General features: G+C 74.3%; 14 protein-coding genes. 4 read left to right on the top strand and 10 right to left on the bottom strand.

From position 1 onward, the window contains the following. Positions 1 to 71: 71 nt before the first annotated feature. Positions 72 to 815: an SIR2 family NAD-dependent protein deacylase gene (locus ACI783_RS19450; RefSeq protein ID WP_457141978.1), complete on the bottom strand. Its 744-nt coding sequence runs from the start codon at positions 813 to 815 to the stop codon at positions 72 to 74. Positions 816 to 910: 95 nt separating this feature from the next. On the opposite strand from ACI783_RS19450, the gene ACI783_RS19445 reads away from it, so the two are divergent. From ACI783_RS19445 to ACI783_RS19435, 3 genes are read left to right on the top strand one after another with little or no spacing between them, the layout of a single operon-like run. After that, on the top strand, positions 911 to 3,838 hold the full coding sequence (locus tag ACI783_RS19445; RefSeq protein ID WP_457141977.1) for an aconitate hydratase: 2,928 nt from the start codon (positions 911 to 913) through the stop codon (positions 3,836 to 3,838). A gap of 21 nt (positions 3,839 to 3,859) precedes the next feature. Continuing rightward, positions 3,860 to 4,621 (top strand): SDR family oxidoreductase, encoded by a 762-nt coding sequence (locus tag ACI783_RS19440; RefSeq protein WP_457141976.1) that lies wholly within the window; start codon positions 3,860 to 3,862, stop codon positions 4,619 to 4,621. Positions 4,622 to 4,667: 46 nt separating this feature from the next. Then, complete coding sequence (locus ACI783_RS19435; protein ID WP_457141975.1) at positions 4,668 to 5,375, top strand: sirohydrochlorin chelatase; 708 nt, start codon at positions 4,668 to 4,670, stop codon at positions 5,373 to 5,375. 4 nt (positions 5,376 to 5,379) lie between these two features. On the opposite strand, the gene ACI783_RS19430 is transcribed toward ACI783_RS19435, so the two are convergent. The 8 genes from ACI783_RS19430 to ACI783_RS19395 all read right to left on the bottom strand — a co-directional run bounded on the left by ACI783_RS19430 (position 5,380) and on the right by ACI783_RS19395 (position 12,563). Further along, positions 5,380 to 5,751 carry a hypothetical protein gene (locus ACI783_RS19430; protein WP_457141979.1) on the bottom strand — a complete coding sequence of 124 codons (372 nt, stop codon included), beginning with the start codon at positions 5,749 to 5,751 and terminating at the stop codon, positions 5,380 to 5,382. Between the two features lie 45 nt (positions 5,752 to 5,796). After that, positions 5,797 to 6,075, bottom strand: coding sequence for a hypothetical protein (locus tag ACI783_RS19425; RefSeq protein WP_457141974.1), 279 nt, complete (start codon positions 6,073 to 6,075; stop codon positions 5,797 to 5,799). A gap of 32 nt (positions 6,076 to 6,107) precedes the next feature. Beyond that, positions 6,108 to 6,926 (bottom strand): sulfurtransferase, encoded by an 819-nt coding sequence (locus ACI783_RS19420; protein ID WP_457141973.1) that lies wholly within the window; start codon positions 6,924 to 6,926, stop codon positions 6,108 to 6,110. Continuing rightward, positions 6,923 to 7,390 (bottom strand): SgcJ/EcaC family oxidoreductase, encoded by a 468-nt coding sequence (locus ACI783_RS19415; RefSeq protein ID WP_457141972.1) that lies wholly within the window; start codon positions 7,388 to 7,390, stop codon positions 6,923 to 6,925. Before ACI783_RS19415 ends, ACI783_RS19420 begins: the two co-directional genes overlap by 4 nt. Positions 7,391 to 7,440: 50 nt before the next feature. Beyond that, positions 7,441 to 9,321 (bottom strand): ABC transporter ATP-binding protein, encoded by a 1,881-nt coding sequence (locus ACI783_RS19410; RefSeq protein ID WP_457141971.1) that lies wholly within the window; start codon positions 9,319 to 9,321, stop codon positions 7,441 to 7,443. Between the two features lie 155 nt (positions 9,322 to 9,476). Continuing rightward, positions 9,477 to 10,265, bottom strand: coding sequence for an enoyl-CoA hydratase/isomerase family protein (locus ACI783_RS19405; protein ID WP_457141970.1), 789 nt, complete (start codon positions 10,263 to 10,265; stop codon positions 9,477 to 9,479). Next, complete coding sequence (locus ACI783_RS19400) at positions 10,262 to 10,492, bottom strand: helix-turn-helix domain-containing protein (RefSeq protein ID WP_457064284.1); 231 nt, start codon at positions 10,490 to 10,492, stop codon at positions 10,262 to 10,264. Before ACI783_RS19400 ends, ACI783_RS19405 begins: the two co-directional genes overlap by 4 nt. A 460-nt stretch (positions 10,493 to 10,952) precedes the next feature. Next, on the bottom strand, positions 10,953 to 12,563 hold the full coding sequence (locus tag ACI783_RS19395) for an ABC-F family ATP-binding cassette domain-containing protein (RefSeq protein WP_457141969.1): 1,611 nt from the start codon (positions 12,561 to 12,563) through the stop codon (positions 10,953 to 10,955). A 127-nt stretch (positions 12,564 to 12,690) separates the two neighbouring features. On the opposite strand from ACI783_RS19395, the gene ACI783_RS19390 reads away from it, so the two are divergent. Next, the gene (locus ACI783_RS19390; RefSeq protein WP_457141968.1) at positions 12,691 to 14,526 is read left to right on the top strand and encodes an SCO7613 C-terminal domain-containing membrane protein; all 1,836 of its coding nucleotides are present in this window, start codon (positions 12,691 to 12,693) and stop codon (positions 14,524 to 14,526) included. 86 nt (positions 14,527 to 14,612) lie between these two features. Here the strand turns inward: ACI783_RS19390 and ACI783_RS19385 are convergent, their stop codons facing one another. After that, on the bottom strand, positions 14,613 to 14,906 hold the full coding sequence (locus tag ACI783_RS19385; protein ID WP_457141967.1) for a hypothetical protein: 294 nt from the start codon (positions 14,904 to 14,906) through the stop codon (positions 14,613 to 14,615). Between the last annotated feature and the right edge of the window lie 118 nt (positions 14,907 to 15,024).

The raw sequence follows: 15,024 nt of genomic DNA, 5'->3' as shown, positions 1-15,024 counted from the left end.
GCTCCTGGCTCACGTCCGGAGCTGAGCCAGGAGCACGCACGGTGAGCCCGGACGCGCGGAGCGGAGGGCGGTCAGCCGGCCAGCAACCGGGGCAGGGCCTCGCTGATCGGCTCCCGGACGACGAGGTCGGCCAGGCCGTCGTAGGGCGTCGGCTGGGCGTTGACGATCACGACCCGGGCGCCGTGCGCGGCGGCCACCTCCACCAGCCCGGCCGCCGGGTGGACGCCGAGCGACGTGCCCACGGCCAGGAAGAGGTCGCAGTCCGCCGCGGCCTGCGCCGCGGCGTCGAGGACCGCGGCGTCCAGGGGCTCACCGAAGTAGACCGTGGCGGTCTTGAGCACGCCTCCGCACCGCGGGCAGGCCGGGTCGGCCTCGCCGGCATCGACCCGGGCGAGGACCACCGTCGTCGGCGTGCGCGCGCCGCAGGCGGTGCAGACCACCTCGTGGACCGTGCCGTGCAGCTCCACCACGTCGGTGGACCCGGCGGCCTGGTGGAGCCCGTCGATGTTCTGCGTGAGCAGCGCACGCAGCCGGCCCCGACCCGCCAGGCCGACGAGCGCGTCGTGCCCCGCGTTCGGGGAGACCTCCGCCGTCGCCAGCTCCCGGCGCAGCTGCCAGGAGCGGCGGCGGATGTCCGGGTCGCGCAGGTAGTACGAGAGCGTGACCAGCTTCTCCGCCTCGGGATCCCGCGTCCAGACGCCGCCGGGCCCCCGGTAGTCGGGGATGCCGCTGTCGGTGGAGATGCCGGCACCGGTCAGCACGCACACCCGCCGCGCGTCGGTCAGCCAGTCCGGGAGGGGTTCGGGCACGGTCACGCCGTCCCACGGTAGGAGCCCGCTCGACCGGCCACCACGCGGCGAAGCCCTCACCGAGGGTGAGGGAAGGGTGGCCTTGCTCCGCATCCGCGGCGATGGCCTGGGAAGATGACGGGTGGCACATCGAGGCGCAGTACAACGCGCGCAGGACCAGCGAGGGTGAGGCGCAAGCAGTGGCAGCCAGCAAGGACAGCTTCGGGGCCCGCTCGACACTCGACGTCGACGGCACCGAGTACGACATCTTCCGGCTCGACGCGGTGGAGGGCAGCGAGAAGCTGCCTTTCAGCCTGAAGGTCCTGCTGGAGAACCTCCTCCGCACCGAGGACGGCGCGAACATCACCGCCGACCACATCCGTGCCCTGGCCAACTGGGACCCGAACGCGGAGCCCGACCAGGAGATCCAGTTCACCCCGGCCCGCGTGGTGATGCAGGACTTCACCGGCGTCCCCTGCATCGTCGACCTCGCCACCATGCGCGAGGCGATGGCCGACCTCGGGGGCGACCCGCAGAAGATCAACCCGCTCGCCCCCGCCGAGCTGGTCATCGACCACTCCGTCATCGCCGACGTCTTCGGCACCCCGGAGTCCTTCGAGCGCAACGTCGAGATCGAGTACCAGCGCAACGGCGAGCGCTACCAGTTCCTCCGCTGGGGCCAGGGTGCCTTGGACGACTTCAAGGTCGTCCCCCCGGGCACCGGCATCGTGCACCAGGTCAACATCGAGCACCTGGCCCGCGTCGTCTTCCCCCGCCCCGAGGGTGACCGCGTCGTCGCCTACCCGGACACCTGCGTGGGCACCGACAGCCACACCACCATGGTCAACGGCCTGGGCGTGCTCGGCTGGGGCGTCGGTGGCATCGAGGCCGAGGCGGCCATGCTCGGCCAGCCCGTGTCGATGCTCATCCCCCGCGTGGTCGGCTTCAAGCTGACCGGCGAGCTGCCCGACGGCGCGACCGCCACCGACCTGGTGCTCACCATCACCGAGATGCTGCGCCAGCACGGCGTGGTCGGGAAGTTCGTCGAGTTCTACGGCGCCGGCGTCTCCGCCGTCCCGCTGGCCAACCGGGCCACGATCGGCAACATGAGCCCGGAGTTCGGCTCGACCGCGGCGATCTTCCCGATCGACGGCGAGACGATCACCTACCTGAAGCTGACCGGCCGCTCGGCCGAGCAGATCGCGCTGGTCGAGGCCTACGCCAAGGCCCAGGGCCTGTGGCACGACGACACCCGCGAGCCGGCCTTCTCCGAGTACCTGGAGCTGGACCTGGCCACCGTGGTCCCCTCCATCGCCGGCCCGAAGCGCCCGCAGGACCGGGTCGCGATGACCGACGCCAAGCAGGCGTGGCGCGAGGCGCTGCCGGCCTACGTCGCCGACGACGAGGTGGGCGGCGAGGACCGCAAGCCGGGTGTCCCGTCCAACGAGAAGCCCTACGGCGTGGTCTCCCCCGCCGACGAGGCCTCGGCCGAGTCGTTCCCGGCCAGCGACCCGCCGGCCCCGGGGTCGGAGAGCACCGAGCAGGGCAAGCCGCACCCGTTCGTGCACGGCGACGTCCTCCCCGATCGGCCGAACAAGCCGACCAAGGTCGTGATGGAGGACGGCACCGAGACCTTCGTCGACCACGGGCACGTGGTGATCGCCGCGATCACCTCCTGCACCAACACCTCGAACCCGTCGGTCATGATCGGCGCCGCGCTGCTGGCCAAGAAGGCCGTCGAGCTCGGCCTGACCAGCAAGCCGTGGGTGAAGACCACGCTGGCGCCGGGGTCGAAGGTCGTCACCGACTACTACGAGAAGGCCCAGCTCACCCCGTACCTGGAGAAGCTCGGCTTCTACCTGGTCGGCTACGGCTGCACCACCTGCATCGGCAACTCCGGTCCGCTGCCGGAGCCGGTCAGCAAGGCGGTCAACGAGGCCGACCTCGCCGTCGTCTCGGTGCTCTCGGGCAACCGCAACTTCGAGGGCCGGATCAACCCCGACGTCAAGATGAACTACCTGGCGTCCCCGCCGCTGGTGATCGCCTACGCGCTCGCCGGGACGATGGACCTGGACCTGACGACGGAGCCGCTGGGCAAGGGCACCGACGGGCAGGACGTCTACCTGCGCGACATCTGGCCCTCCCCGCACGAGGTGCAGCGGGTCATCGACGAGGCGGTCTCGGCCGAGCAGTTCGGTGACAGCTACCAGGACGTGTTCGCCGGCACCGAGCAGTGGCAGAACCTGCCCACGCCGACCGGCGACACCTTCGCCTGGGACCCGGAGAGCACCTACGTCCGGAAGCCCCCGTACTTCGACGGCATGCCGGCCGAGCCGACCCCGGTGCAGGACATCACCGGTGCCCGCACCCTCGCCGTCCTCGGCGACTCGGTGACCACCGACCACATCTCGCCGGCCGGCTCCATCAAGGCCGACTCGCCGGCGGGCCGGTACCTGCAGGAGCACGGCATCGAGCGCCGCGACTTCAACTCCTACGGGTCCCGCCGCGGCAACCACGAGGTGATGATCCGCGGCACCTTCGCCAACATCCGGCTGCGCAACCAGCTGGTGCCGGGCACCGAGGGTGGCGTCACCAAGAACCACCTGACCGGCGAGACGACGTCGATCTACGACGCCTCCCAGGCCTACCAGGCGCAGGGCATCCCGCTGGTCGTGCTCGCCGGCAAGGAGTACGGCTCCGGCTCGTCGCGCGACTGGGCGGCCAAGGGGACGGCGCTGCTGGGCGTCAAGGCGGTCATCGCCGAGAGCTACGAGCGCATCCACCGGTCGAACCTGATCGGCATGGGCGTGCTGCCGCTGCAGTTCCCGGAGGGCCAGAACCGGGAGTCGCTCGGCCTGACCGGCGACGAGGAGTTCACCATCACCGGGATCACCGAGCTGAACGACGGCTCGATCCCGCGCACCGTCAAGGTCAAGGCCGGCGACGTCGAGTTCGACGCCCGCGTGCGGATCGACACCCCCGGTGAGGCGAACTACTACCGCAACGGCGGGATCATGCAGTACGTCCTCCGGTCGCTGCGCAACGCCTGACCGACCGGGGCTGACCTCGTCATGGACCTGGGGCTGGGCGGTCGCGGGATCCTGCTCACCGGCGCGAGCCGGGGGCTGGGGTTCGCGACCGCCCGGGCCCTGGTCGACGACGGCGCCCGGGTGCTGATCTCCTCCCGCGGCGCCGACTCCGTGGACGCCGCCGTCTCCTCCCTGGGTGGAGGGCCGGCGGCGTTCGGCGTCCCGGCCGACCTGGCCGGGCCCGACGCCGCCGAGGCGCTGGTCGGCGCGGCGCTGGACCGACTGGGCCGGGTCGACGGCGCACTCATCTCGGTGGGCGGGCCGGCGCCGGGCTCGGTGCTGGAGGTCGGCGAGGACGCCTGGCGCACGGGGGTGGAGAGCGTGCTGCTCGGGCCGCTGCGGCTGGTCCGGGCGCTGGTGCCGCACCTGGCCGAGGGCGCGGCGATCGGTTTCGTGCTGTCGACGTCGGTGCGCCAGCCGATCGGCCACCTGGCGATCTCCAACAGCCTGCGGCCAGGGCTGGCGATGACCGCGAAGGCGCTCGCCGACGAGCTCGGCCCACGTGGGATCCGGGTGTTCGGCCTGCTGCCGGGCACCATCGCGACCGACCGGGTCACCGAGATCGAGGCCGCCTCCGGCGACCCCGCGGCGGCCCGGGCCCGCACGCAGGCCGCGATCCCGCTGCGCCGGGTGGGACGGCCGGAGGAGTTCGGCCGGGTCGCCGCCTTCGCCCTCTCCCCCGCCGCCTCCTACGTCACCGGCACGATGATCGCCGTCGACGGCGGCGTGACCCGCGCACTCTGAGCGCGATTGCGCCATGAAGCACCCATCCGACCCCCCGGAGAGGTACATGAGCGCGCACTCGCAGCCAGTACTCGTCGCCTGCGCGCACGGCACCCGCAACCCCACCGGTCGACGGCTGATCGCCGAGCTGGCCCTGGCGGCCCGGGGGCAGCGACCGGGCATCCGGACGACCGCGGCGTTCGTCGACGTGCAGCCGCCCACCGTCGTCGACGTGGTGCGCGGGCTGGCCGACGACGGCACCCCGGCGATCGTCGTCCCGCTGCTGCTGTCCGGCGGCTACCACGTGCACGTGGACATCGCCGGCGCGGTCGAGGCGCACCCGCAGGCGGTCGCGGCCCGGCCCCTCGGCCCGGACCCCCGACTCGCCGCCGTCCTCACCGACCGGCTGCGCGAGGCCGGCACCGACCCGGGTGACCCGCTGACGGCGATCGTGCTGGCCGCGGCCGGATCCAGCGACCCGCGCTCGGTGGCCGACGTGGAGAGCACCGCCGACCTGCTGCAGCGCGACTGGGCGGGGCCGGTGACCACCGGCTACGGCTCGGCGGCGAAGCCGACCGTCCCCGACGCGGTGACCGCGGCCCGGGCGGCCGGCGCAGAGCGGGTGGTCGTCGCGGCCTACCTGCTGGCCCCCGGCCACTTCCACGACAAGCTCCAGGGGGCCGGGGCCGATTGCGTCACGGCACCATTGCTGCCCGACGAGCGGATCGCCGCGGTGCTGCTCGACCGCTACGACGCGGCGCTCACCCCGGCCTGAGCGTTCAGCGCAGCGCGAGCACCAGGCAGACGACGGCCAGCGCCAGCGCGACCGGGGTCATCACCAGCCGCTCCGGTCGGCTCCGCGACGCGGCGTTCATCAACACGCCCAGGGTGAAGTACCCCGTGAGGACCCAGATGCCGACGTCGGCCAGGGAGCGCGGGACCACCTCAAGGGCGCCGGCCGCCTGCAGCAGGACGAGGGCGATCACCCCGTAGAGCACGATCGACACCGCGCTGCCGATCCGCAGTCCCGTCGGCAGGACCACGTGCTGGCCACCCCACGCGAACCGGCCCAGCGGCGCCCCGGCGACGAGGGCGACCTGGAAGACCGCCAGCGCGGCCAGCAGGAGAACGCCGACAACGGCGGCGACCATGATCACGCGCGCAGGCTAGCGGTTCACGCTCACCGCCGGGGTGTCTCAGGCCTGCCAGCCCAGGAGCGCGCTGCCCACCACGAGCCAGACGACGAGCAACGCGGCGGCGGCGAGCGGGGCCAGCGGCGTCCACCAGGACCGGGCAGCAGCCAGCCGGATCAGCCACGCCGCAAGCACCAGCCAGAGCAGCCAGAGCGGCAGCAGCGCGTACAGCGGGACCGCCAGACCACTGGTCAGGTAGAAGTAGCCGACCGTCAGGTGCGCGGCCCCGGACAGGACCGCGAGCAACAGACTCCCGGCGGCCCGTGCGGTGTCGGTCTGCACGCGCCGAGTATGGCCCTGGCCTGGCGGAACGGTCAGTCGCCGGTGGCGACCGGCCGGGCGGCGTCGTTCGACCACTGCGACCACGAGCCCGGCCACAGCGCCGCCTCGACGCCGGCCGAGGCCAGCGCGGCCACCTCGTGCGCGGCGGTGATGCCGGATCCGCAGTAGACGCCGACCCGGGCGCCCGGCGTGACGCCGAGCCGTGCGAACCGCTCCTTCAGTACAGCGGCTGCAACGAACCGGCCGTCGTCCCCGACGTTCTCGGTCGTGGGCGCGCTGACCGCACCGGGCACGTGGCCCGCGCGCGGATCGATGGGCTCGACCTCGCCGCGGAAGCGCTCGCCGGCTCGGGCGTCCAGCAGGACTCCCTCGCCCGGCAGGGCCGCCGCCTCGTCGATGGTGAGCACCGGCATCCCGCCGCCGGCGAGGGTGACGTCCCCGGGCGCCGGCACGACGTCGCCGGCCTCCACCGGGTTGCCGGCCGCGGTCCAGGCCGCCAGCCCACCGTCCAGGATGGTCACGTCGGCCAGCCCTCCCCAGCGCAGCAGCCACCAGGCCCGGGCGGCCGCCAGGCCTGGTCCGGCGTCGTAGACGACCACCCGCGAGCCGCCGGAGATCCCCCACCGCCGCGCGGCTGACTGCAGCGACTGCACCGACGGCAGCGGGTGTCGGCCGCCCTCGGGCGACGGCGGCCCGGAGAGCTCGGTGTCGAGGTCGACGAAGACCGCACCCGGCAGATGACCGGCCAGGTACTCGTCGCGGCCGGTGTCCGATCCCAGCTGCCAGCGCACGTCGAGCAGCACCGGCGCCGGATCGTGCAGGAGGCCGGCGCCCGACGTCAGCACCGTCACGCGGAGCCCCCCTGCCGGGCCGCCTCCAGCTCCGCGGTGAGGGCGGCGATCACGTCGGCGCGGCCGCCGTACCGAGCCGGGGTGCTCTGCAGGACGGCGATCCGCCAGCGGCCGTGCTCCTCGGCGGCGACCAGGGAGTGCACGGTGTGCAGCGACGGCTCCAGCGCCTGGGCGCCGGGCGGCACCATGCCCGCGACCGCGTACAGCACCGCCATGTGGTCACCGAGCGGGCGCAGCGAGCGGACGATGCCGACGAACGTCGGGGTGGCCCGTTCGGCGAACAGCCGCCGCATGTCCGACGCGATCTGCAGCCGGCCGCTGTGGATCGTGCCGTCGAGCTCGATGAGGTCGCCGTCGTCGGCGAAGACCGAGGAGACCGTGGCGCCGCTGCGCTGGTTCCACCCGGCCAGGAAGCGGGCGTAGAGAGCCCGGATCTGGGTGTCGTGGGGATGGCCTGCGCTCAACGCTCAACTCCTGGGACGTGGTGCACGTGGTTCAGGAGTGACGCTAGTCGTCAGCCGACCTCCACGGTTCGCGGCCCGCCGTCGGCGAACTGGGTCCGGTACAGGTCGGCGTAGTGACCGCCGGCCGCGAGCAGCTCGGAGTGGGTGCCGCGCTGGACGATCCGCCCCTCGTCGACCACCAGGATCTGGTCGGCGTTCCGGATGGTGGACAGCCGGTGGGCGATGACCAGCGACGTCCGGCCGGCCAGTGCGGTGTCCAGCGCGCGCTGGACGGCGACCTCGGACTCGCTGTCCAGGTGGGCGGTCGCCTCGTCCAGAATCACGATGCCCGGCGCCTTGAGCAGCACCCGGGCGATCGCCAGCCGCTGCTTCTCCCCACCCGACATCCGGTAGCCGCGGTCGCCGACGACGGTGTCCAGCCCGTCGGGCAGCGAGTGCACCAGCGCCGCGATCCGCGCCCCGGTCAGCGCCGACCACAGCTCCTCCTCGGTCGCGTCGGGCTTGGCGTACCGGAGGTTGGCGCCGATGGTGTCGTGGAACAGGTGCGCGTCCTGGCTGACGACGCCGATCGCGTCGCGCAGCGAGTCGCTGGTGGCCTGCCGGACGTCGACCCCGCCGACCCGCACCGCGCCGCCGGTGACGTCGTAGAGCCGGGAGACCAGCGCGGCGATCGTCGACTTCCCCGCACCGGAGCTGCCCACCAGGGCGACCATCTGCCCCGGCTCGGCCCGGAACGACACCTCGTGCAGCACCTCCGCCGAGGCACCGTGCTCAGGGACGGCGACGTCCTCCAACGACGCCAGCGACACGTCCGCGGCCGCCGGGTAGCGGAAGGAGACCCGGTCGAACTCGACCGAACGGTCGTCGGCGGGAACCGGTACGGCGTCCGGTGCCTCGGCGACCATCGGCTGCAGGTCGAGCACCTCGAACACCCGGTCGAAGCTGACCAGCGCGCTCATCACGTCGACCCGCACGTTGGCCAGCGCGGTCAGCGGGCCGTAGAGCCGGGTGAGCAGCAGGGCCAGGGCGACGACGTCACCGGCGGACAGCGAGCCGGTGAAGGCCAGCCAGCCACCCAGCCCGTAGACCAGGGCGGTCGCCAGCGCGGCGACCAGGGTGAGGGCGGTGAAGAACGCCCGCCCGTACATCGCCGACAGCACGCCGATGTCGCGCACCCGGGCCGCCCGGCCGCGGAACGACTCGGCCTCGACCTCGGGGCGGCCGAACAGCTTCACCAACAGGGCACCGGCCACGTTGAACCGCTCGCTCATCGTGGCGTTCATCGACGCGTTGAGCTCGTAGGACTCCCGGGTGATCGACTGCAGCCACTTCCCGACCCGCTGGGCGGGGACCACGAACAGCGGCACCATGGCGATCGACAGCAGGGTGATCTGCCAGGACAGCGTCAGCATGACGCCGGCGGTGAGCACCAGCGCGATCACGTTGGAGACGACGCCGGACAGCGTCGAGGTGAACGCCCGCTGCGCCCCGATGACGTCGTTGTTCAGCCGGCTGACCAGCGCGCCGGTCTGCGTGCGGGTGAAGAAGGCGACCGGCATCTGCTGCACGTGGCCGAACACCCGGGCCCGCAGGTCGTAGATGACGCCCTCGCCGATCCGGGCGGAGTACCAGCGCTGGGCCAGCGAGCTGCCGGCGTCCAGCACCGCCAGGCCGGCGATGACCAGCGCGATCCGGACGACGCCGCCGGCGGTGCCCTCCAGCCCGGCGATCCGGTTGACGATGTCCCCGGCCAGCAGCGGGGTGACGACGCCGATCACCGACGAGAAGACGACGAGCGCGAGGAAGGCGATCAGCTCGCGCCGGTAGGGCCCGGCGATGGCGAGGATCCGCCGCACCGTGCCCTTCGGGATCTCCCGGGCGGTGACCGAGGAGTCCCGCCTGAACGACCGCATCGCGGCCATGGAGGTCATCGAGCCGTCCACCGTGGCACCGCCTTCCGTGCTGTGACGGCGTGATCAAGCGGGGCAACAGGCGCCCGGCGGTACTTGTTCCTGCGCAGGCGCCCGACGAAGGCCCGCTCCGCCCCGTTGCACATCACCCTCCGGCGTGCCGGACGTCGGGTCGCTCAGCGGGCGGCGAGCGCACCCAGCCGGCGCACCTGGGCCGCCCGCTCGGCGGCGTCCTGCACCTCGGGGCCGTTGCGGACCGCCGAGCGCAGCAGCGCCAGCGTCTCCCGCGCGGCCCCGGCGTCCGGCGTCAGCAGCGCCGCGACCAGGTCGCGCACCGTCGCGTCCAGCTGCTCGGCCGGGACGGCGACGTTGGCGAGCCCGGTGGCCACCGCCTCGGCCGCGCCCACCGCCCGCCCGGTCAGGCAGATCTCCACCGCCCGGCTGTAGCCGACCAGCTCGACCAGGGTGCTGGTGCCGGTGAGGTCGGGCACCAGCCCCAGGCTCGCCTCCGGCAGCCGCAGCTGCGCGTCGTCGGTGACCACCCGCAGGTCGCAGGCGAGCGCCAGCTGGGCGCCGGCGCCGATCGCGTGGCCCTGGACGGCGGCGACCGAGACGATCCCGGGCGAGCGCAGCCAGCGGAACCCGGCCTGGTAGCCGCGGATCCGGTCCTGGGCGACCTCCGCCGGCAGGGCCGCCAGCTCCCCCAGCCCGCCGCCCGTGGCGGCCGACGGGTCGAACAGGGTGCGGTCCAGCCCGGCGGAGAAGGACCGGCCGGCACCGCGCACGACCACCACCCGCACGGCGTCGTCCAGGGACTCCCCCACCGCGCGCAGCGCCGCCCAGGTGGCCGGCGTCTGCGCGTTCAGCTGGTCGGCCCGGTCGAGGGTGACGGTGAGGACGGCGCCGTCGCGCGCCGTCCGCACCCACCCGCCGGCGTCGGCCCCGGTTGCCGGGGCCGACGTCACGCAGACTTCTTCGCGTTCCGGTTGGCGCCACCCCGGCCACGCAGCGTGGCCCCCGACTCCGAGAGCAGCCGGTGCACGAACCCGTAGGAGCGGTTGGTGGAGCTGGCCAGCGACCGGATGCTCTCCCCGCCGTCGTACCGGGCGCGCAGCTCGTCGGCGAGCGAACTCCGGTCGTCGCCGGTGATGCGCTTGCCCTTGCTCAGGTCCGCAGTGCTCGAGTCGGCCATGACTCCCCTCCGTGTCAGGGGCCCGCCGACGCCGTCGGTGGTCCCCCGCTGATCCCCCGGCGCCGTGTCCCGGTGACGTCGGCGTCCCAGCACCGATGATCACCCACCCGACGGAGGTCGGCCACCGCAACAAGACCGCGTACGTCCGAGTTCGGCAGCCGCGCAGGTCAGGGCCGGGTCGTCGGCCCGGAGAGCGGGGCGACCGTTACGCCAGCGAGACCCCCGGCCCGGCTCCGCGCCGCAGTCCGCTCCTCGGTCGCTGGCGCTCCCTGCGATGCTCCCGCGGCTGTCGTCAGGCGCCACACCCCGGCCTGACTCCGCGCCGCAGTCCGCTCCTCGGTCGCTGGCGCTCCCTGCGATGCTCCCGCGGCTGTCGTCAGGCGCCACACCCCGGCCTGACTCCGCGCCGCAGTCCGCTCCTCGGTCGCTGGCGCTCCCTGCGATGCTCCCGCGGCTGTCGTCAGGCCAGCGAGACCAGGTCGGCGAGGTCCTCGCTCCAGGTGTCCTCCGTGCCGTCGGGCAGGATGATCACCTTGTCCGGGTTCAGCGCCCGCACCGCACCCTCGTCGTGCGTGACCAGCACGATCGCGCCGCCGTAGGTGCGCAGCGCCTCGAGCACCTGCTCCCGGCTGGCCGGGTCGAGGTTGTTGGTCGGCTCGTCCAGCAGCAGCACGTTGGCGCCGGAGACGACGAGGGTGGCCATGGCCAGCCGGGTGCGCTCGCCACCGGAGAGGGTGCCGGTGCGCTGGTCGACCGCCTCGCCGGAGAAGAGGAACGCGCCCAGGATCCGGCGCAGCTCGGTGTCGGTGCTGTCCGGGGCCGCCGAGCGCATGTTCTCCAGCAGCGTGCGGTCCATGTCCAGCGTCTCGTGCTCCTGGGCGTAGTAGCCCACCCGGAGACCGTGCCCGGCCTTCACCTCGCCGGTGTCCGGCGTCTCGGTGCCGGCCAGCATCCGCAGCAGGGTGGTCTTGCCCGCGCCGTTGAAGCCGAGCACGACGACCCGGGTGCCCCGGTCGATCGCCAGGTCGACGCCGGCGAAGATCTCCAGCGAGCCGTAGCTCTTGCTGATCCCCTCGGCGGTGAGCGGCGTCTTCCCGCACGGGGCGGGAGTCGGGAAGCGGAGCTTGGCGACCCTGTCCTGCACCCGAACCTCGGCCAGCCCGGCGGCCAGCCGGGCGGCGCGCTTGTCCATGCTCTGCGCGGCCTTGGCCTTGGTCGCCTTGGCGCGCATCTTGTCCGCCTGGCTGGTCAGCGCGTCGATCTTCTTCTCGGCGTTCGCCCGCTCGGACTTGCGGCGGCGCTCGTCGGTCTCCCGGGCGTCCAGGTACCGCTTCCAGCCGAGATTGTAGATGTCGACGGTGGCCCGGTTGGCGTCCAGGTGCCACACCTTGTTGACCACGGCCTCCAGCAGCTCGACGTCGTGGCTGATCACCACGAGACCGGCACGGTGGCTGGCCAGGTAGCCCTTGAGCCAGGTGATCGAGTCGGCGTCCAGGTGGTTGGTCGGCTCGTCGAGCAGCAGCGTGTCGGCGTCGGAGAACAGGATCCGGGCCAGCTCCACCCGGCGGCGCTGGCCACCGGAGAGGGTGCGCAGCGGCTGCTCGAGGATCCGGTCCGGCAGGCCGAGGTTCGAGCAGATCCGCGCGGCGTCGGACTCCGCCGCGTACCCGCCCATCGCGGCGAACTGGTCCTCCAGCCGGCCGTAGCGGCGCACCGCGCGGTCACGCTCGGCGTCGTCGGCCGGCTCGGCCATGGCGATCTGCGCCTTCGTCAGCTGGGCCTTGAGGACGTCGAGACCGCGGCCGGAGAGCACCCGGTCGCTGGCGGTGATGTCCAGGTCGCCGCTGCGGGGGTCCTGCGGGAGGTACCCGAGCTCACCGGTCACGTCGACCTTGCCGGCGTGCGGCACCCGCTCCCCGGCCAGGGTGGTGAGGGTGGTGGTCTTGCCGGCACCGTTGCGCCCGACCAGCCCGATGCGGTCACCGGGCTGGACCCGCAGATCGGCGTCGCTGATGAGGATCCGGGCGCCGGCGCGCAGCTCGAGGCCGGTCGTCGTGATCACTGATCCCATGGTAGGCGCTCGACCGCCATCCGCCGACCCCGTTGCCGGGTGACCTCGGCGTCACCCCCGGTCCAGGCCGCCGCGCCGCGGCGGCCGCCGTAGCGTGAGGGCAGCCGTCAGCGGGAGGAGGACCACCGTGCCGAGGCCGGAGGTCGAGTACCCACCCCCGCTGGGGCGGCCCCTGCCGCCACACCCGGCCCCGGCGGAGACCGGCGCCGGGGACGTCGCCCCGCAACAGGTGCTCCTGGGCGCCGGTGCGGTGGCCGTGGTGGCCGCCGGTGCGGCGTCGCTCACCGACGCCGGCTCCGTCCCGGGCCTGCTCGTGGTCACCCTGCTGACCGTCGTCGCGACGCTGGGCTCGCTGCGGGCCGGGCGCCGGGGCCTGCGCAGCAGCGAGGAGGCGCTCGCCTCCGCCGCGGTGGTGCTCGCCGCGGTGGGCGCGTGGTCGGCCGGGGAGGGCCCCGGTGGCCCGACCGGGGTGCTGCTCGCCCTGCTCGCCGCGGTGTTCGCCGTCGTCGGCCTGATCGGCCGGACGACCCTCACCTGGCCGATCGCGGCCTGGGGAGCCGGACAGGGCGCGGTACTGAGCGCGCTCACCGGGTCCGGCCTGTCACTGGCCCCGCACGCGACCGCCGTGCTGGCCACCGCCGTCACCGGGCTCGCGGTCACGTTCGCCGCGCGGCGCGCCGTCGCGGTGGTCACCCTGGTGACGGCCGCGGCCTGGTGGTCGACCGGGGTGGTCGAGGGCGCCGCCGTGGTCTGGACGACGGAGTCGGTGGGCACGGCCCTCGCCCCGGCCGCACTGATGCTCCTGGCGGCCGGCGCGCTGCTGGCCCTGCGCCGCCGCCGGGGCCTGCGGTCGATGCTGGGTCCCCGGCCGGCCGTTCCGGTGCTCACCGGGCTGGTGGCCGGAGCGTCGGTCTCGGGGGTGCTGCAGGCGGCCGGGCTGGTCGGGGTGATGACCAGCGGGTACCTGGGGCTCGTGCTCGCGGCGGTGATCGGCGCGGTGGCCTCTCCGGAACCCGCCGCCCTGCTGCGCCCCAGCGGTCTCGCCACCGCCGGGGTGCTCACCGGCACGGCCGTGGTGCAGCTGCTCGGGTCGGGGCACTGGTCGGCGCTGGCCGCCCTGCTCGCCTCCGCCGCGGTGCCGGCGGTCGTGGTCGCCGCCCGGCAGCCGACCGACCGCCCCGGCGCGCTGCCGGTCGCGGTGGGCTGCCTGGCCGCCGCCGTGCTGCTGGCCGACGCCGACGGCACCCTCGGGCCGGCACCGGCCGGCTGGCTGCTGGTGGTGCTGGTCCTGCTCGCCGCCGGCAGCGCGACCGCGCTGCGGGGGCACCGGTCGGAGCTGCCGCTGACCTGGACGGCGGGCGCGGTCGCCGTCGCCGGGCTCGCCGAGCTGGGGCGCGGGTCGGGGCTGTCCGGCCTGGCCGTGGGGCTCGCCGTGGTCGGCGCGGGCTTCGTCGCCTCCGGCTCGGTGACCGACCGGTCTCCGGTCCGGGCCGGGGGGTGCGTCGCGCTGGTGCTGGCGGCCTGGACGGCCGCGGGGCAGGGCGGCGTCGGCGTGCCGGAGGCCTACACACTGCCGGCCGCGACGGTGCTGTGGCTGTACTCGGGCCGGCGGCTGGCCACCGGGGCCTCGTGGCCGTCGTGGGGCCCGGGGCTGGTGGTCGCGTTCGTCCCGTCGGTGTGGCTGGCGGCGACCGGGCCGGACGTGACCCGCCTGGTGCTGGTGGTCCTGGCCGCCACGGTCACCGCCATCGCCGGCGGCCGCTGGCAGGTGCAGGCGCCGCTGGTCGTGGGCGCGGCCTCGCTGACCGCGGTGGCGATCGGCCGGCTGGTCGCGCACCTGCCGTTCACCGGTCTGCTGGCCGTCGGGGCCGCGGGCGCCGTCCTGCTCGCCGCGGGCGCGGCCTACGAGGAGCGACGCTCACGGGCCCGTGCGGCCCTCACCCGCGTCGCCGACCTGCGCTGACGCCAGGTCGCTGCAGCCACTGCACTGACGTACCCGTGACGCGCGGGCCCGGGGGCCACAACCCTCGGTGGTGCGGAGCCCGCGGCTCAGGAGCCGAAGAGGACCTCGGCCCCGACGGGGCACCAGCCGGCGGTCAGGAACGACCGCAGCGAGGCGGTGTCCGCCGGGGCGACCTGCGCCCAGAGTGGCTCACCGTCGGGCACCAGTCGGCTCGGCTCGAGGGGCCCGCGGACCAGCAGGGCGGCGCCGTCGGGCGTCGTCCAAGCCCGCACTCCGGTGCGATCGGCCAACGCCGACAGGAACCGCGCTCCCAGCGGCGCCTCGATCGGTTCGTGCGCGACCTGCTCGGCCACCCAGGCGGGGTCGACGTCGGCGGCCACGACGTGCCATCCGGCCCCACCGACGACGAGTGCCGGGGGCCGCCCGGCCCCCCCGGGGGGGGGGGGCCGCCCGGGGCCCCCAAAAAACAACAAACGCACGCGGTATCCCCCCCCGCCC

Source organism: Modestobacter sp. SYSU DS0511 (assembly GCF_054050755.1).
This window is presented reverse-complemented; position numbering and strand designations above follow the sequence as displayed.